Below are 13,589 nucleotides of genomic sequence, written 5' to 3'. Positions count from 1 at the left end.
ATCCCTAGCGTGCCACCCGGCAGGGCGTTTCGCCCCGGTTGCCAGGCATTAGGGGGACTCCGGTCAGTCGGCGGGGGCCGCCGCCGTGATCCGGTGCAGCGCGAACGTGTGCAGCGTCTGGGTCCGGTCGTCCTCGGCCCGCAGGTAGCCCGCCCCGAGCGACACCGGCCGCACCAGGCGGGACGCGTTCGCGCCGTGCGCGTCGACGTACCCGACCCAGACCTTGGCCTTGTCCCGCACCGCCTGCTGGAGCACCGCCAGCGCCTGGGAGTGCGCCTGCACCGCGGTCAGGCTCGACATCGGGTGCCCGGCGGCCGCACGGACCTCGGCCGGGGCCCGGCGCGCGGCCCGCGCGCGGGCGTCGCCACGCCGGATCTCCTCGATGATGCCGAGCAGCCGCGGCTCGGTCAGCCCCGGCGCCTCCAGCGGGTCCGGCTGCGGCTCCAGCGCCGCCCGGGGCGCGGCCCGCCGCGACTTCGGCTTGGTCAGCACGGCCGCCCCGCTCGCGTCCTCGGGCACCGGCGCGTACCCGGCGTCGCGCAGCGCGGCCAGCAGGCGCCCCGAGCTGAACGGCGTCACCAGCACCGTCGGGGCCAGCCTGCGCAGTTGCAGCGCCGACAGCCGCCGGTCGGCCAGCACCGCCGACACCAGGCCCTCGTCGTCGCTGCGCAGATACGCCTGCGCCCCGCCCGTGCGCAGCCCGCCGTGGGTCCGCGCCACGTCGTCGATCAGGTACGTCAGCGCCTGCGGCACCGGGGTCTTCGAGCGCCGCTGGAACAGCGCGTGCAGGTCCGTCCCGGCGTATCCGGCGTCCAGCGCCCGGCGCAGACTGGCCGAGGTCACCCGGTACACGCTGGCGCCGCCGCCGGACTCGTGCTCGGCGACCAGGTCCAGTTCGGCGCCGAGCGCGGGCTCGGGCGGCCCGGGGACCACCACGGTCAGGTCGGCCTGCACCAGCACGTGGTCGACCGGGGGCGGCAGCAGCGCCGCCAGGGCCAGCACCAGCGGGGTCTGCTCCGGCGGCAGCTCGGCCTCGGGCCGGCGCCCCAGCGGATCGGCGTCGGGGTCGCCGTGCCCCACCTCCAGCAGCTGCCTGCCGTACCCGGTGAGCGCGCCGGAGCCGGTCACGCCCAGCTCGGCCGCCTCGGTCAGGGCCTCGCGGTGCAGCTCGGCCCGGCCGCGCAGCCGCCGCGGCGCCTGCCAGCGCAGCCGTTCCAGCAGCTCGTCGGCGCTGGGCGCCGAGCCGGGCGCCAGTTCGGCCAGCGCCGCCAGCACCGCCCGCCGGGCGGCGGGCATCCCGGCCCGCTCCAGCTGCGGCGACAGCACGGTCAGCGGCCGGTCCTTCTCGTCGCGGCCGCCGGTCAGTCCCGGCTGCCGCGGCATGGCCAGCCACGCCCCGGCCAGCACGGCCCAGCGCTGCGCCAGCGGGGTGCCGCGCCACAGGTCGTAGCCCGCGGCGGGCAGGAAGACGGTCTCGCTGCCGAGCTCCAGCTCGCCCAGCAGCCCGGCCGCCATGGCGGCCTCCAGCAGCAGCGCGGCCAGCGGTTCGGCGATCCCGGCGGCGCGGGCCAGCCGCCGCAGCGGCAGCACGCCCAGACCGCCGCCGCGCAGCACCGGCGCGGGCTCCTCGTGCAGCGCCTCCAGCAGGTCCTCGGTATGCCGCACCGCGTTCATCGCCTGCCCGGCCCCGGCCCGGTCTGCGAACAGCTCCGGCCGGGGCTGCCCGGCGGGCTCCGGCGGCAGCGGGTGCAGCTGCCCGAGCGGCCCGGCGTCGCGGCGCAGCAGCAGCCCCAGCTCGCGCGGCAGCTCGACCGCGTCGTCGCCGGTGGCCACCAGCAGGTGGTGCTCCAGCAGCCAGGTCACCGGCTCGCTGCGGTTGGTGCTGGTGCCCACGGGAGGCCCCTCGGCCAGCCGGTCCAGCACGGCGCGGGCCTCGGGCGGCGCGCTGAGCAGGGTGCGGCGCAGCTTCGCCGGGTCGGCCATGAGCGCGGCCACCGCGCCGTCGGAGTCGCCCGCGGTCGCCAGGTCGGCGGCGGGCCGCCCGAGGCCCGCCAGGTATGGCGAGCACACCTCGTCGACGGTGGGGATCAGGGTGAGCGTGTCGTCGGGTCCGTACACGAGGGACCTGGCCCGCAGCCGGCCGACCGCCTCGGCCACCCGGGCCGGCTCGGGGCCGCCCGCCGGGGCGCACGCCATGGCGACGACCGCCGCCAGCGAGGTGGTCCGGGTGTCGGGCTCGCGGGTCAGCCGGAGCGCGTCGAGGATCTCCAGGGTGAACCGGTCGAGGGTGTCCAGGGTGCGGGCCACCGAGACCCGGGTCTGGGCACGGGCGGCCAGCACCGTCACGTCGGTGGGCACCGGCGTGATCAGGTCGGGGCGCACGCGCAGCAGCGCGCCCAGGGCGTCGTCGGGCAGCGCGCGCAGGTGGTCGGCGTACTCGGTGGTCATCGTGTCTCCACGCTATCCGGTCGGGCCGCCGCGCGCGGGCCGCGCGGCACGGGCGTACACCGCCCGGGTCTGACAGCGGTGCAGGGCCTCGCCCTGTCACCGCGTGATATCGATTAGCCTGAGTGTGTTGTCCGGGATGGTCCGTCGGCCCGACCGGCGGCGGGACCGGGGATTCCAGTTGGGTGCCCGGAGCACGATCGCTAGCCTTGTCAGCGGGCCGCCGTGGGCGCGGCCTCAGTCGGACGTGTCGGGCGCCAGCCGCCCGCGGTGCAGAGAAGCAGGTGTTGCAGCAGTGCCTACGGGTCGGGTGAAGTGGTATGACACGGAGAAGGGCTTCGGTTTCCTGACCCGTGACGAGGGCGGCGACGTCTTCGTGCACAAGGCCGCGCTGCCGGGCGGGGTGGGCGACCTGAAACCGGGCCAGAAGGTCGAGTTCGGCGTCGCCGCCGGCCGCAAGGGCGACCAGGCCCTGCAGGTCAAGCTCATCGACGCGCCGCCGTCGCTGGTGGAGTTGCGTCGCCGCCCGGCGGACGAGCTGAACAACATGATCGAAGACATGATCAAGGTGCTGGAGAGCGGGATCCTGCCCGACCTCAAGCGCGGCCGCTTCCCCGAGAAGAAGAGCGCGCAGAAGATCGCCGAGGCGCTGCACGCGATCGCCCGCGAGCTCGAGGTCTGAGCTACAGCACCACCGCAGGAGTGAGGCCGGCCGCCGCCGCCCGGGTCAGCAGGGCCCGGGCGGCCGCGTGTCCGGCCTCGCCCAGTTCCTCGGTGAACTCGTTGACGTACAGCTTGATGTGCTGGTCGACGACCTCGGGCTCCATCTCCTGGGCGTGTGCCAGCACGTAGTCGCGGCTGGCCGCCGGATCGGCCCAGGCCGCCCGCACCGACGCGCGCACCCACGCGGCCGCCGCGACGGGGTCGACCGCGCCGCGCCGGGCCAGGATCGCGCCCAGCGGGATCGGCAGGCCCGTGTCCGTCTCCCACCACTCGCCCAGGTCGACCAGGCTGGTCAGGCCGTAGCGCGGGTACGTGAACCGCGCCTCGTGGATCACCAGGCCCGCGTCGAACCGCCCGGCCGCCACCCCCGGCATGATCTCGTGGAACGGCACCACCTCGATGCGCCCCGGCACCTGCCCGCTCTGCTGTGCCCACAGCCGGAACAGCAGGTATGCCGTGGTCCGGTCGCCGGGCACCGCCACGGTCGCCCCGCTGATGTCGGCCCGCCCGGCCGTGAGCAGCAGCGGGCCGCAGCCGCGGCCGAGCGCGCCGCCGCAGGGCAGCAGCTCGTAGCGGTCCAGCAGCCACGGCAGGGCCGCGTAGCTCACCTTGACCAGGTCGAAGCGGCCGTCGAGGGCCGCGGTGTTGGTGACGTCGACGTCGGCGAAGGTCACGTCCAGCGCCGGGGCGCCGGGGACCAGCCCGTGCGCCAGCGCGTGGAAGACGAACGTGTCGTTCGGGCAGGGCGAGAAGGCGATGCTCAGCGGCGCGCTCACGAGCGGCGCTCCCGCCGGTGCCGGTCGTGCACGATCATCGTGGCCAGGCCCGGCAGGCCCCACAGCACACCCGCGACGCAGATCCACAGCCAGCTCTCGTGGCCGTTGGCGGCGAGCCAGTCCCGGAAGATCAAGAAGACGAGGCCGACCAGCGCGAACGCGCCGATTCCGGCGAGGGCGAAGGGGACGGTCGGCGGGTCCAGCGGTTTGGGTGGTTCCATGGGCACGAGAACAGGGTACGCGCTGGCAGGATGTGCACCATGCCCCTGCTGCAAGCACTGCGCCACCTCGCGGACCTGCTGGTCCGGTTGATCCGCATGCTGGTCGCCACGGTGAACCGCTCCGTGGTCGGCATCCGGTGGCTCACCCGCACCGCCCTGCGCGTGCGGATGATGGGCTCCGGCGGTGATCCCAGCGCCGGCCGCCTGTTCGACCTGCACGCCGTGGTCATGGCCGCCGACCTGTCCCTGCTGGCCGGGCTGCTCTGGGCCGCGGGCTCCCCCGGCGCCGTCGGGTGGTCGGCGGCGCTGGTCGGCGGGCTGGTGCTGGCGGCACTCGGCGGCGTACTGGTCAGCCGCGTCCCCGCCCTGACCCGGGCCGCCATCGGGCTGGCCCTGGTGGGCCGGGGCGTCGCCACGGTGCTGGCCGCTCAGTGGGCCGGGGACCTGTGGCCGCTGCTGATGCTGCTGCTCGCCCTGGTGCTGCCGCAGTGGGCGATGCACCTGACCGTGCTGCGCCGGCTGCTGCCGCGCACCGTGCACCCGCTCGGCGGCCTCTACCGCGCCATGCAGTACGGCCTGATCGCGGGCCTGGCCACCGGCGTCACCGGCCTGCTCGTCGGGCTGGTCGCGGCCGCCTGGCCGCTGTGGGTGGCGGCCGTCCTGCTGAGCGTCGGCGCGCTGCTCGCCCTGCGCCTGCCCGGCTCGGCGACGAGCACACCGGGCGGGGCGAGCGGCGGTACGGTGGTCAGCGGCGAGATCGTTCCCCGCCTGCCCGCCGCCGTCGACGGCGGCCCGGCCCGGGTGCCGCACCAGGAGGCCCGGACCACCCCGGACGGCTTCCACGTGTACCGTCCGTCGTCGCTGGACCCGACCGACGAGGGAACCAAGAAATGACGCTGCTGGTCGTGACCGCGGTGGCCGCCGAGGCCGAGGCGCTGCTGCGCGGGATGCCCGCCGGCCACCCGGTGACCGTGACGCCGGTCGGGGTCGGCCCGGCCGCCGCGGCCGCGGGTACGGCCCGCCTGCTGGCCCTGGCCGGTTCGCGCTACCGGGCCGTCGTGTCGGCCGGGATCGCGGGCGGCATCGGCGTCGAGCCCGGTGGCACCGTGCTGGGGGCCCGCAGCATCGCGGCGGACCTGGGCGCCCAGTCGCCGGAGTCCGACACCGGCTTCATCAGCGTCGACGACCTGGGCTTCGGCACCGCGACCCTGGAGGCCGACGCGGATCTGCTGGCGGCGCTGCGCCGGGTGCTGCCCGACGCCGCCGTCGGGGACGTGCTCACCCTGTCGACCGTGACCGGCACCGCCGAGACGGCCCGCGAGCTGGTCGCCCGGCACCCGCTGGCGGTGGCCGAGGCGATGGAGGGCTACGGCGTCGGCTGCGCCGCCGAGCAGGCCGGAGTCCCGTTCGCGGAGCTGCGTACGATCTCGAATCCGGTCGGGCCGCGCGACCGCGCCTCCTGGCGCATCGGCGACGCCCTGAGCGCCCTGACCGCCGCCGCGCCACACCTGGCCGCCCTGGCGGGCAGCTGGTAGGCGCGGCGGCGGGCCGACGTCAGTAGTAGCCGAGCCGGGAGCCGGTCAGGCCGACGCCCAGCATGCCGAAGTCGCCGTCCGGCGGGGCGGGGAACAGCTGCGCCCCGGTCCAGGTGGTCAGCTCGGTCAGAGCCGTGCCGCCGCGCAGGACGGTGACCAGGCCGTGCGGCCGGGGTTCGCCGCCGATCCACTCCCGGTATGCCCCGACCAGCACCTGCGACGTCCCGTCGCCGTCGCGGTTCAGCACCGCCACGGCGTGGCCGAACTCGTCGTCCTGCTCGGCCGTGTCGCTGATCCCGGCGGTGTCCTGGGTGTACTCGCGGATGCCCGCGCCGGTCAGCCGCCCCGCCGAGCCCGGCACCACGTAGACGGCGCCCGCGTTCGGGTGCCCGGCGACGGTCCGGCCGGGTGCCCCGACGACCAGGTCCGGGTAGCCGTCCCCGGTCACGTCGCCGGTGGCCAGCGCGCTGCCGAAGCCGTCACCCAGGGCGGTCGGCGCCGGTTTCACGATCTGCGCGCCGGCCGTGGACAGGCCGCCCGCGCGGCCGACCAGGCTGACCACGTCGCAGACGCCGCCGAGGCTGGTCGGGATGCTGGTGGCGCTGCCGGAGACGACCTCGGCGGCACCGTCGCGGTTGAGGTCGACGACGGCCAGGGTGCGGCCCAGACCCAGGCGCGGCTGGGCGGCCGTCGCCATGCTCGCGGCCTTGACCTGCGTGGCGCCGGCCGTGGTGAGCCCGGCGGCGGAGCCCTTCAGCAGCGTGATCGCGCCCGTGCCGATGCGGGGATCGTCGCCGTCCTCGCCCGGGGCGCCGACGGCCAGGTCGGCGTAGCCGTCGCCGGTAGCGTCGCCGATCGCCAGCGCGGCGCCGAAGTAGTCGCCGGTGAACATGCCGTGCTCACCGGTGTCCGGCACCCCGGCGGTGTCCTGGTCGAGCCAGGTGCCGCTGGTGCCGAGGCTGCGGCGGCCGCCGTACACGACGGCGACGCCGCCCTCCAGGCCGTTGGCCGTCGGCGCGCCCACGGCGAGGTCGTCGTAGCCGTCGCGGTTGAGGTCGCCGGTGGCCACCGCGGAGCCGAACGACTCGTACTCGGCGCGCTGGCCGAGCCCGGCCACGGTGTCGCGGTTGATCTCGCGGGCGCGGTCGAGCCGCAGGCCGGCCGTGCCGCCCGGAATGATCCAGACGGAACCGGAGCCGGGCGCGGCGTAGCGCCGCGAGCCGGTCTGGCGCAACGCGGTGTCGACGTAGTCGCCGACGACGAGGTCGTCGTAGCCGTCGCCGTCGAAGTCGCCGCCCGCCAGCGCGGTGCCGAACTCGCCCCCGCCCTGGTACGGCCGGTCGATCGTGATGACGTCGCGGGCCCCGATCCGGCTGTACGACACGATCACCGTGCCGCCGTAGCTGTCCCCGGCGACGGCGATCTCGTCGCGCCCGTCCCCGTCGAAGTCCCAGCGCGCGGCGCCCTGCGGCGTGCCGGTGCTCGCGGGCGGCGTCTGCCCGATCCGGCGCAGCAGCACCGGCCGGCGGACCTGGACCTGGTTCGGCGACACCCGCGGACCGCCACCGGGAGCCGCGGGCGCGGCTCCCGCCGCCGTCGCGCCGGTCAGTCCCAGCAGCGACACCCCGAGTACGCACAGTGCACGACGCATGAAAGATCCTCCCCGTGTTCCGAGCACGGGTGAGGTTAAACGATCATCGCGCGGCGCCTGAGCAGGGGGTGCTCAGACCTCCTCGACGCCGCCGTCGTCGTAGATGGTCGGCGGGGCGGGGATGACGGTCTCGTCGATGAGCACCTCGGAGTGGCCGCCGCAGCCGTGGTCGAGCGAGACGATCCTGCCGTCGTCGGGCGCGTACACGTTGGCGCAGGCGCCGAAGACGCGGCCGAGCGAGCCGGCCAGCTGCACGTAGAACGCGCACGAGACGCAGCGGGCGGTGCGGGGCGCCGCCAACGAGATGGGCGCCTCGGGGCCGTGGTCGCCGTCGTACCAGCGCTGGGCGGCGTCCTCGCGGCCCAGCGGGCTCAGCACGCGCGGGCGGCCCAGGCCCAGCTCCCAGGCGACCTCGTCGACGGCGGGGTCGCCGTTGAGCATGTAGCCGGGGGTCAGCCGCTCGTCGTCCTCCGGGGTCGGCAGCAGGTCGCCCACGCCCAGGTCGCCGGGGTGCAGCCGCTCGTGCCAGGGCACCCAGCCGGGCGCCAGCAGCGCGTCGCCGCCGGGCAGCAGCACCGTCTCGCAGATGGTGACGTGCTTGCTGCGCGGGGCGCGGGTGACGGTGACCGCCCACTGCCAGCCCCGGTATCCGGGCAGGTCGCAGGCGAAATAATGGGTGACCACCCGGTCGCCCTCGGCGACCGTGTTCAGATGCTCGCCGACATGGCCGGCGTCATCGGTGATCGCGGTACGGGCCGTCTCGACGGCCTCGGCACATACCTGGTCGACTTTCGGGGCACGGGTGGCGGTCCTGGTCACGTTCCCCATTCTTCCTCATCGCTGATTCGAGGTTTAGCGGACCCGGGCCGGATCCGATACACAATCGGTCGTCGATCTGGGACGATGCGGCGCATGAGCACAGCAGGCACCAACGCGGTCGGTGGGCTCGACCGCTTCTTCGAAATCTCCGCCCGCGGGTCGACGATGTCCCGCGAGGTGCGTGGTGGCCTGGCCACCTTCTTCACGATGGCTTACATCGTGGTTCTCAACCCGCTCATCCTGGGCGGCGGCGTCGACAGCACCGGCGCGAAGCTGCCGATGGCGGCGCTGGCGGCGGGCACCGCGCTCGTCGCGGGCCTGCTGACCATCCTGATGGGGGTATGGGGCAGGTTCCCGCTCGCACTGGCGGCCGGCCTCGGCGTGAACGCCCTCGTCGCGTACGAGATCGCGCCGAAGATGACCTGGGCCGACGCGATGGGCCTGGTCGTCATCGAGGGCGTGATCATCGGCCTGCTGGTGCTGACCGGCCTGCGCACGGCGGTGTTCCACAGCGTGCCGATGCAGCTGAAGACGGCGATCGGCGTCGGCATCGGCTTGTTCCTGGCGATCATCGGCTTCGTCGACGCCGGGTTCGTCCGCTCGACCGGGACCGGCTCGCCGCCGATCGGCATGGGCGTCAACGGCACGATCATCACCTGGCCGGGGCTGGTGTTCGTGCTGGGTCTGCTGCTGACCGCGGTGCTGGTGGCGCGCAAGGTGAAGGGCGCGATCCTCATCGGCATCATCAGCTCGACCATCCTGGCGATCATCGTGGAGGCGGTCGCCAAGGTCGGGCCGTCGTTCGTCGACGGCAAGCCCAACCCGGCGGGCTGGAGCCTGAACGTGCCGGCGGTGCCCACCAAGTGGGTCGCCGCGCCGGACCTGTCGCTGCTGGGCCACTTCAACGTGCTGGGCGGCTGGAAGACGGCCGGGCCGATCGTCGCGATCATGTTCGTGTTCACCCTGCTGCTGACCGACTTCTTCGACACCATGGGGACGATGGTCGCCGTGGCGCAGGAAGGCGGCATGCTGAAGGAGGACGGGACGGTTCCCCGTACCCGGGAGATCCTGCTGGTGGACTCGATCGCGGCCGCGGCCGGCGGTGCGGCGAGCACGTCGAGCAACACGTCGTACATCGAGAGCGCGGCGGGTGTGGCCGAGGGGGCGCGGACGGGCTTCGCGAACCTGGTCACCGGCGCCCTGTTCCTGGTGGCGATGTTCCTGGCGCCGCTGGTCACCATCGTGCCGTTCGAGGCGGCGTCGACGGCCCTGGTCATCGTGGGCTTCCTGATGATGACCTCGGTCCGCAACATCGACTGGTCGGACTACGAGATCGGCATCCCGGCGTTCCTCACGATCGTGGTCATGCCGTTCACGTACTCGATCTCCAACGGCATCGGCGCGGGCGTGATCTCGTACGTGCTGATCAAGCTGGCCAAGGGCAAGGCCCGCGACGTGCACCCGCTGCTGTGGGCGGTGGCGCTGCTGTTCGTGGTCTACTTCCTGCGCGGTGTGCTGGAGAAGGCGCTCTTCTAGGACGGCCCCGGAGGCGCTGTGACGGCGGTGACAGCGCCTCTTCCAGGGAAAACCATTTCGTTAGCCAGGCTTATTAGCTAGGCTATGGATTGTGACGGAGCAGGTGGTGATGGTGGCGCAAGCCTCTCCCGAGGAGCTGACGGAGCGGCTCCGCGATGCCATCACCCGGCTCAACCGGCGATTGCGCCAGGAACGGCCGCTCGGCGATCTCACCGTTACCCAGCTTTCCGCGCTCACCAGCCTGCGGATCGGCGGCGCACTCACCCCACGTGAGCTGTCCGAGGCCGAGCGGGTGCAGCCGCCCACGATGACCAAGATCGTGGCGAAGCTGGAGGACCGCGGTCTGATCAGCCGGGCCCCGCACCCCACCGACGGGCGGCAGGTCCTGCTGTCGCTCAGCCCGGAGGGGATCGCGGTGCTCGACCGCTACCAGCGCGTACGAGACGAATGGCTGGCCCACCGGCTGGCCGAGCTCGTCCCGGACGAACGCGACATCGTGGAGCGTGCCGCCCAGTTGCTGGAGCGGCTGGCCCGGGAGTGACCGCGGGCACCCGCCCGTATCGCGCCGAGCAGCCTGGTCCGTCTCAACCGGATGGCTGCTATCCAAGGAGGCGCAACCTGCGTGCGGGCGAGACTGAGCACCACCTTCCGATCCCTGACGGTCCGTAACTACCGGCTGTTCGCCGGCGGTCAGCTGATCAAGCTGGTCGGCGTCTGGATGATGTACGTAGCCCAGGACTGGCTGGTCCTGGAACTGACCCACGACTCGCCGACCGCCCTCGGGCTGGTCACCGCGCTGCAGTTCGTCCCGGTCATGCTGCTCACGCTGTACGCGGGCACCCTGGCCGACCGCCTCGACAAGCGGACCCTGCTCATGATCTCCAACGGGGCGTGGGCGGTGCTCGCCGTCATGCAGGCCGTGCTCATCGCCACCGGCCTAATCCAGTTCTGGCACATCCTGATCTTCGCGGGCCTGCTCGGCATCGCCCAGGCCGTCGAGACCCCCGTGCGCCAGGCGTTCGTCTCCGAACTGGTCGGCAAGGAACTGCTGCCCAACGCGCTGTCGCTGTCGGCGGCCACCTTCCAGACCGCCCGCGTCACCGGCCCGGCCCTGGCCGGTGTGGCCATCGCGGGCCTCGGCACCGGCCCGGTGTTCCTGCTCAGCACCGTGATGGCGATCGCGCCGGTGTTCATGCAGTGGCAGATGCGCCCGGCCGAGCTGTTCCGGCCCGAACTGCCCCCGCGCAGCGAGAAGGCCCGGGTCACCGACGGGCTGAAGTACGTACGCAACCGGCACGACCTGCTGCTGCCCATGGCGATGATGTTCGTGATCGCCATGTTCGGCTACAACTTCCAGCTCACCCTGGCACTGCTGGCCAAGACCGTCTTCGCCACCGGTGCGGCGACGTTCGGGCTGTTCAACACCGCGCTGGCCGTCGGCTCGCTGGCCGGGGCGCTCGCGGGCACCGCCCGCAAGGGCCGCCCCTCGGTCTACCTGCTGCTCGCGGCGGCCGTCGCCTTCGGGGTGCTGGCGCTGGCGGTGGGCTTCGCGCCGTACCGCTGGCTGGTGCTGGCGCTGCTGGTGCCGACCGGGTTCAGCACCGTGTTCCTGGCCCAGGCCGCCAACCAGCGGGTGCAGCTCGGCGTGGACGGGGCGTTCCGGGGCCGGGTCATGGCCCTCTACGTGCTGATCTTCCTCGGTACGGCCCCGATCGGCTCGATGGTGATCAGCTGGATCGTGGAGCGCTACGGCGCCGCCGCGGGCATCTGGCTCGGCGGCGCGATCTCGCTGCTGGCCGCCGTGGTCTGCCTGGTCTGGCAGCTGCGCCACGCCGGGGACAAGCTGTCCATCCAGGTCCGCCCCAGCCCGCGGCTGCGCGTCGTGCACGACGACAGTGTCGTAACCGCGTGATGGGATCCGATCCATGGATCTGTTGAGCGCACTCGAATCCGACTACGAGCGGCTGCTGGAGGTCAGCGGCCTCGCCCCAGCCGGTGCGCAGGTTCCGACCTGCCCCGACTGGTCGGTGGCCGACCTCGACCGGCATGTCGGCATGGTCTACCTGCACAAGGTGGCCTGCATGCGCGACGGCGCGATGCCCCAGGAACCGCAGGACTGGCCGCCGCCGGGCGTGGCCGACGAGGACCCGATCGCCCTGCTGCGCCGCGGCTACGCCGAGCTCACCGCGCAGTTCGCGGCCAAGGCGCCGGCCGAGTCCGCCCCGACCTGGTTCGCCCCGGACCAGACCGTGGGGTTCTGGATCCGCCGGATGGTGCACGAGACGGTGATCCACCGCATCGACGGCGAGCTGGCCACGGGCGTGGGCTCGCTGACCGTGCCCGACGAGGTCGCGCTGGACGGCATCGACGAGCTGCTGCGCTGCTTCCTCGCGTACGGCAGCACGGCCTGGCACCAGTACTTCGCGGCGGCATTGGCCGGGGCGGACGGCGGTTCGGTCGCGATCGAGTCGGGCAGCCGCCGCTGGCTGGTGGCGCCCACGCCGACCGAGGTGCTGGTCACCGAGGGCGACGGTCCGGCCGCGGCGACGGTCGCCGGGGCACCCGACGCGATGCTGCGCTGGGTGTGGCGGCGGGGCGACGACGCCGAGCTGGCCGTCACCGGAGCCGCCGGGCGGGTGGCCGGGCTGCGTGACCTGCTGGGAATGGCGACAGGCTGACCGCCTGTTGGACGTACGTACGGTTTGCGGTGGCGAGTGGCGAAGGGTTGGGCATAGTGTCATGAACGTGGCTACCGACAGCGCACTTCCGATCACCCTGGGGGTGATGGCGCTTGCCGGCATGCCCGCCGCGATCGCCGCGGTGATCTGCGCCGACGACATGGTGGTGCAGGTGCGCCACCGCGCCGAGAAGGTGCGCGAGGCCTGGCACGAGCAGCGCACCCTCGACCGGCTGGAGCGGGCCTTCGCCCCCGCGCCGCCGGCGGGCCCGCCGTGGACCAACGCCGCCCGCGTGGCCACGGTCGCGCTGGGCGCCGCCCGGGAGACCATGGTCCAGTTCGCCGCGCAGCGGCTCAGCGCCGTCGGCCTGGCCCCGGCCTGGCTGCCCGAACCCGCCCCGGTGGCGATCGGGGGCGGCCCGCTGCCGTTCGAGCAGATCGTGGCCGCCCTGCGCGAGCTGCCCCGCGAGCACGACGCCTACGACCAGGCCCTGCGCGACGCGTGCCTGTGCCTGGGCATCGACGAGCACCTGGCCGAGGTGGCCGGGCTCGACCTCCAGATCGAGCGGGTGCGGGTCGAGGGCGCGCTCATCTCCGCCGGAGTCGTGCTCTCGGAGCCCTGATGCGCCTGTTCGTGGCCGTCTTCCCGCCACCGCCGGCCGTGGCCCACCTGTCCGATCTGGTCGATCGGCTGGAGGTGGGCCGGGCCCACGCGCGGGTGAGCCCGCCCGAACGCTGGCATCTGACCCTCGCCTTCCTCGGCGAGGTCCCCGACGACGCCGCCGAACCCGCGACCGCCGCCCTCGGCGCGGTCACCGGCACCTGCGGCGACCTGTCCGTATGCGGCGGCGGGAAGTTCGGCCACGGCCGTTCCACGGTCCTGTGGGCGGGGCTGGACGGCGACGTGGACGGGCTGGTCCGGCTCGGCCGCGAGGTGCGCCGCGAACTGCGCGCCCGCCGCCTGCACCCCGACGACAAGCGCTTCCAGCCGCACCTGACGCTGGCCCGGCCCGGCGACCGGCTGCCCGCGCACGCCCTGCACGCCGACCTGGCGGCCCTGCACGACTACCGCGGGCCGAGCTGGACGGTGCGCGAGCTGCTGCTGGTACGCAGCGAGCTCGGCCCGCACCCGTCCTACCACCCGCTCACCGCGTCGGCCCTGCGCGCCGGGTGAAGGCAGGGCACCTTCTCATCGCCATCCGATGC

The 13,589-nt window shown here is 73.9% G+C and carries 14 protein-coding genes; 9 read left to right on the top strand and 5 right to left on the bottom strand.

The window, feature by feature from the left end; genetic code table 11:
* Positions 1–63: 63 nt before the first annotated feature.
* The gene (locus Cs7R123_RS38760) at positions 64–2,448 is read right to left on the bottom strand and encodes a helicase-associated domain-containing protein (protein ID WP_212834080.1); all 2,385 of its coding nucleotides are present in this window, start codon (positions 2,446–2,448) and stop codon (positions 64–66) included.
* A 292-nt stretch (positions 2,449–2,740) separates the two neighbouring features.
* Here Cs7R123_RS38760 and Cs7R123_RS41030 point away from each other — a divergent pair, with 292 nt between their 5' ends.
* On the top strand, positions 2,741–3,127 hold the full coding sequence (locus tag Cs7R123_RS41030; protein ID WP_212834079.1) for a cold-shock protein: 387 nt from the start codon (positions 2,741–2,743) through the stop codon (positions 3,125–3,127).
* A gap of 1 nt (position 3,128) precedes the next feature.
* Here Cs7R123_RS41030 and Cs7R123_RS38750 read toward each other — a convergent pair whose 3' ends face one another.
* Both Cs7R123_RS38750 and Cs7R123_RS38745 read right to left on the bottom strand, forming a co-directional pair.
* On the bottom strand, positions 3,129–3,944 hold the full coding sequence (locus tag Cs7R123_RS38750) for a 1,4-dihydroxy-6-naphthoate synthase (RefSeq protein ID WP_244872415.1): 816 nt from the start codon (positions 3,942–3,944) through the stop codon (positions 3,129–3,131).
* Positions 3,941–4,165 carry a DUF2530 domain-containing protein gene (locus Cs7R123_RS38745; RefSeq protein ID WP_212835093.1) on the bottom strand — a complete coding sequence of 75 codons (225 nt, stop codon included), beginning with the start codon at positions 4,163–4,165 and terminating at the stop codon, positions 3,941–3,943. The genes Cs7R123_RS38750 and Cs7R123_RS38745 overlap by 4 nt, the downstream gene beginning before the upstream one ends.
* A 39-nt stretch (positions 4,166–4,204) precedes the next feature.
* On the opposite strand from Cs7R123_RS38745, the gene Cs7R123_RS38740 reads away from it, so the two are divergent.
* Both Cs7R123_RS38740 and Cs7R123_RS38735 read left to right on the top strand, forming a co-directional pair.
* Entirely contained in the window at positions 4,205–5,059 is an 855-nt protein-coding gene (locus Cs7R123_RS38740) for a hypothetical protein (protein ID WP_212834078.1), read from the top strand.
* Entirely contained in the window at positions 5,056–5,700 is a 645-nt protein-coding gene (locus Cs7R123_RS38735) for a futalosine hydrolase (RefSeq protein WP_212834077.1), read from the top strand. Before Cs7R123_RS38740 ends, Cs7R123_RS38735 begins: the two co-directional genes overlap by 4 nt.
* A gap of 19 nt (positions 5,701–5,719) precedes the next feature.
* On the opposite strand, the gene Cs7R123_RS38730 is transcribed toward Cs7R123_RS38735, so the two are convergent.
* Positions 5,720–7,351, bottom strand: coding sequence for an FG-GAP repeat protein (locus Cs7R123_RS38730; protein WP_212834076.1), 1,632 nt, complete (start codon positions 7,349–7,351; stop codon positions 5,720–5,722).
* 72 nt (positions 7,352–7,423) lie between these two features.
* The gene (locus tag Cs7R123_RS38725; protein ID WP_212834074.1) at positions 7,424–8,179 is read right to left on the bottom strand and encodes a DUF3027 domain-containing protein; all 756 of its coding nucleotides are present in this window, start codon (positions 8,177–8,179) and stop codon (positions 7,424–7,426) included.
* 84 nt (positions 8,180–8,263) lie between these two features.
* Here Cs7R123_RS38725 and Cs7R123_RS38720 point away from each other — a divergent pair, with 84 nt between their 5' ends.
* The 6 genes from Cs7R123_RS38720 (at position 8,264) to thpR (ending at position 13,557) form a co-directional block, all read left to right on the top strand.
* On the top strand, positions 8,264–9,706 hold the full coding sequence (locus Cs7R123_RS38720; protein WP_244872414.1) for an NCS2 family permease: 1,443 nt from the start codon (positions 8,264–8,266) through the stop codon (positions 9,704–9,706).
* 91 nt (positions 9,707–9,797) lie between these two features.
* Positions 9,798–10,247 (top strand): MarR family winged helix-turn-helix transcriptional regulator, encoded by a 450-nt coding sequence (locus Cs7R123_RS38715; protein ID WP_374707086.1) that lies wholly within the window; start codon positions 9,798–9,800, stop codon positions 10,245–10,247.
* Between the two features lie 81 nt (positions 10,248–10,328).
* The gene (locus Cs7R123_RS38710) at positions 10,329–11,618 is read left to right on the top strand and encodes an MFS transporter (protein WP_212834070.1); all 1,290 of its coding nucleotides are present in this window, start codon (positions 10,329–10,331) and stop codon (positions 11,616–11,618) included.
* Positions 11,619–11,631: 13 nt separating this feature from the next.
* Positions 11,632–12,384, top strand: a complete 753-nt coding sequence (locus Cs7R123_RS38705; protein ID WP_212834069.1) for a maleylpyruvate isomerase family mycothiol-dependent enzyme — start codon at positions 11,632–11,634, stop codon at positions 12,382–12,384.
* A 67-nt stretch (positions 12,385–12,451) separates the two neighbouring features.
* On the top strand, positions 12,452–13,006 hold the full coding sequence (locus Cs7R123_RS38700; RefSeq protein WP_212834067.1) for a hypothetical protein: 555 nt from the start codon (positions 12,452–12,454) through the stop codon (positions 13,004–13,006).
* Complete coding sequence (thpR, locus tag Cs7R123_RS38695; protein ID WP_212834065.1) at positions 13,006–13,557, top strand: RNA 2',3'-cyclic phosphodiesterase; 552 nt, start codon at positions 13,006–13,008, stop codon at positions 13,555–13,557. Before Cs7R123_RS38700 ends, thpR begins: the two co-directional genes overlap by 1 nt.
* The last annotated feature ends 32 nt before the right edge of the window (positions 13,558–13,589 follow it).

It is taken from the genome of Catellatospora sp. TT07R-123 (assembly GCF_018327705.1).
Taxonomy (GTDB): domain Bacteria; phylum Actinomycetota; class Actinomycetes; order Mycobacteriales; family Micromonosporaceae; genus Catellatospora.
This window is presented reverse-complemented; position numbering and strand designations above follow the sequence as displayed.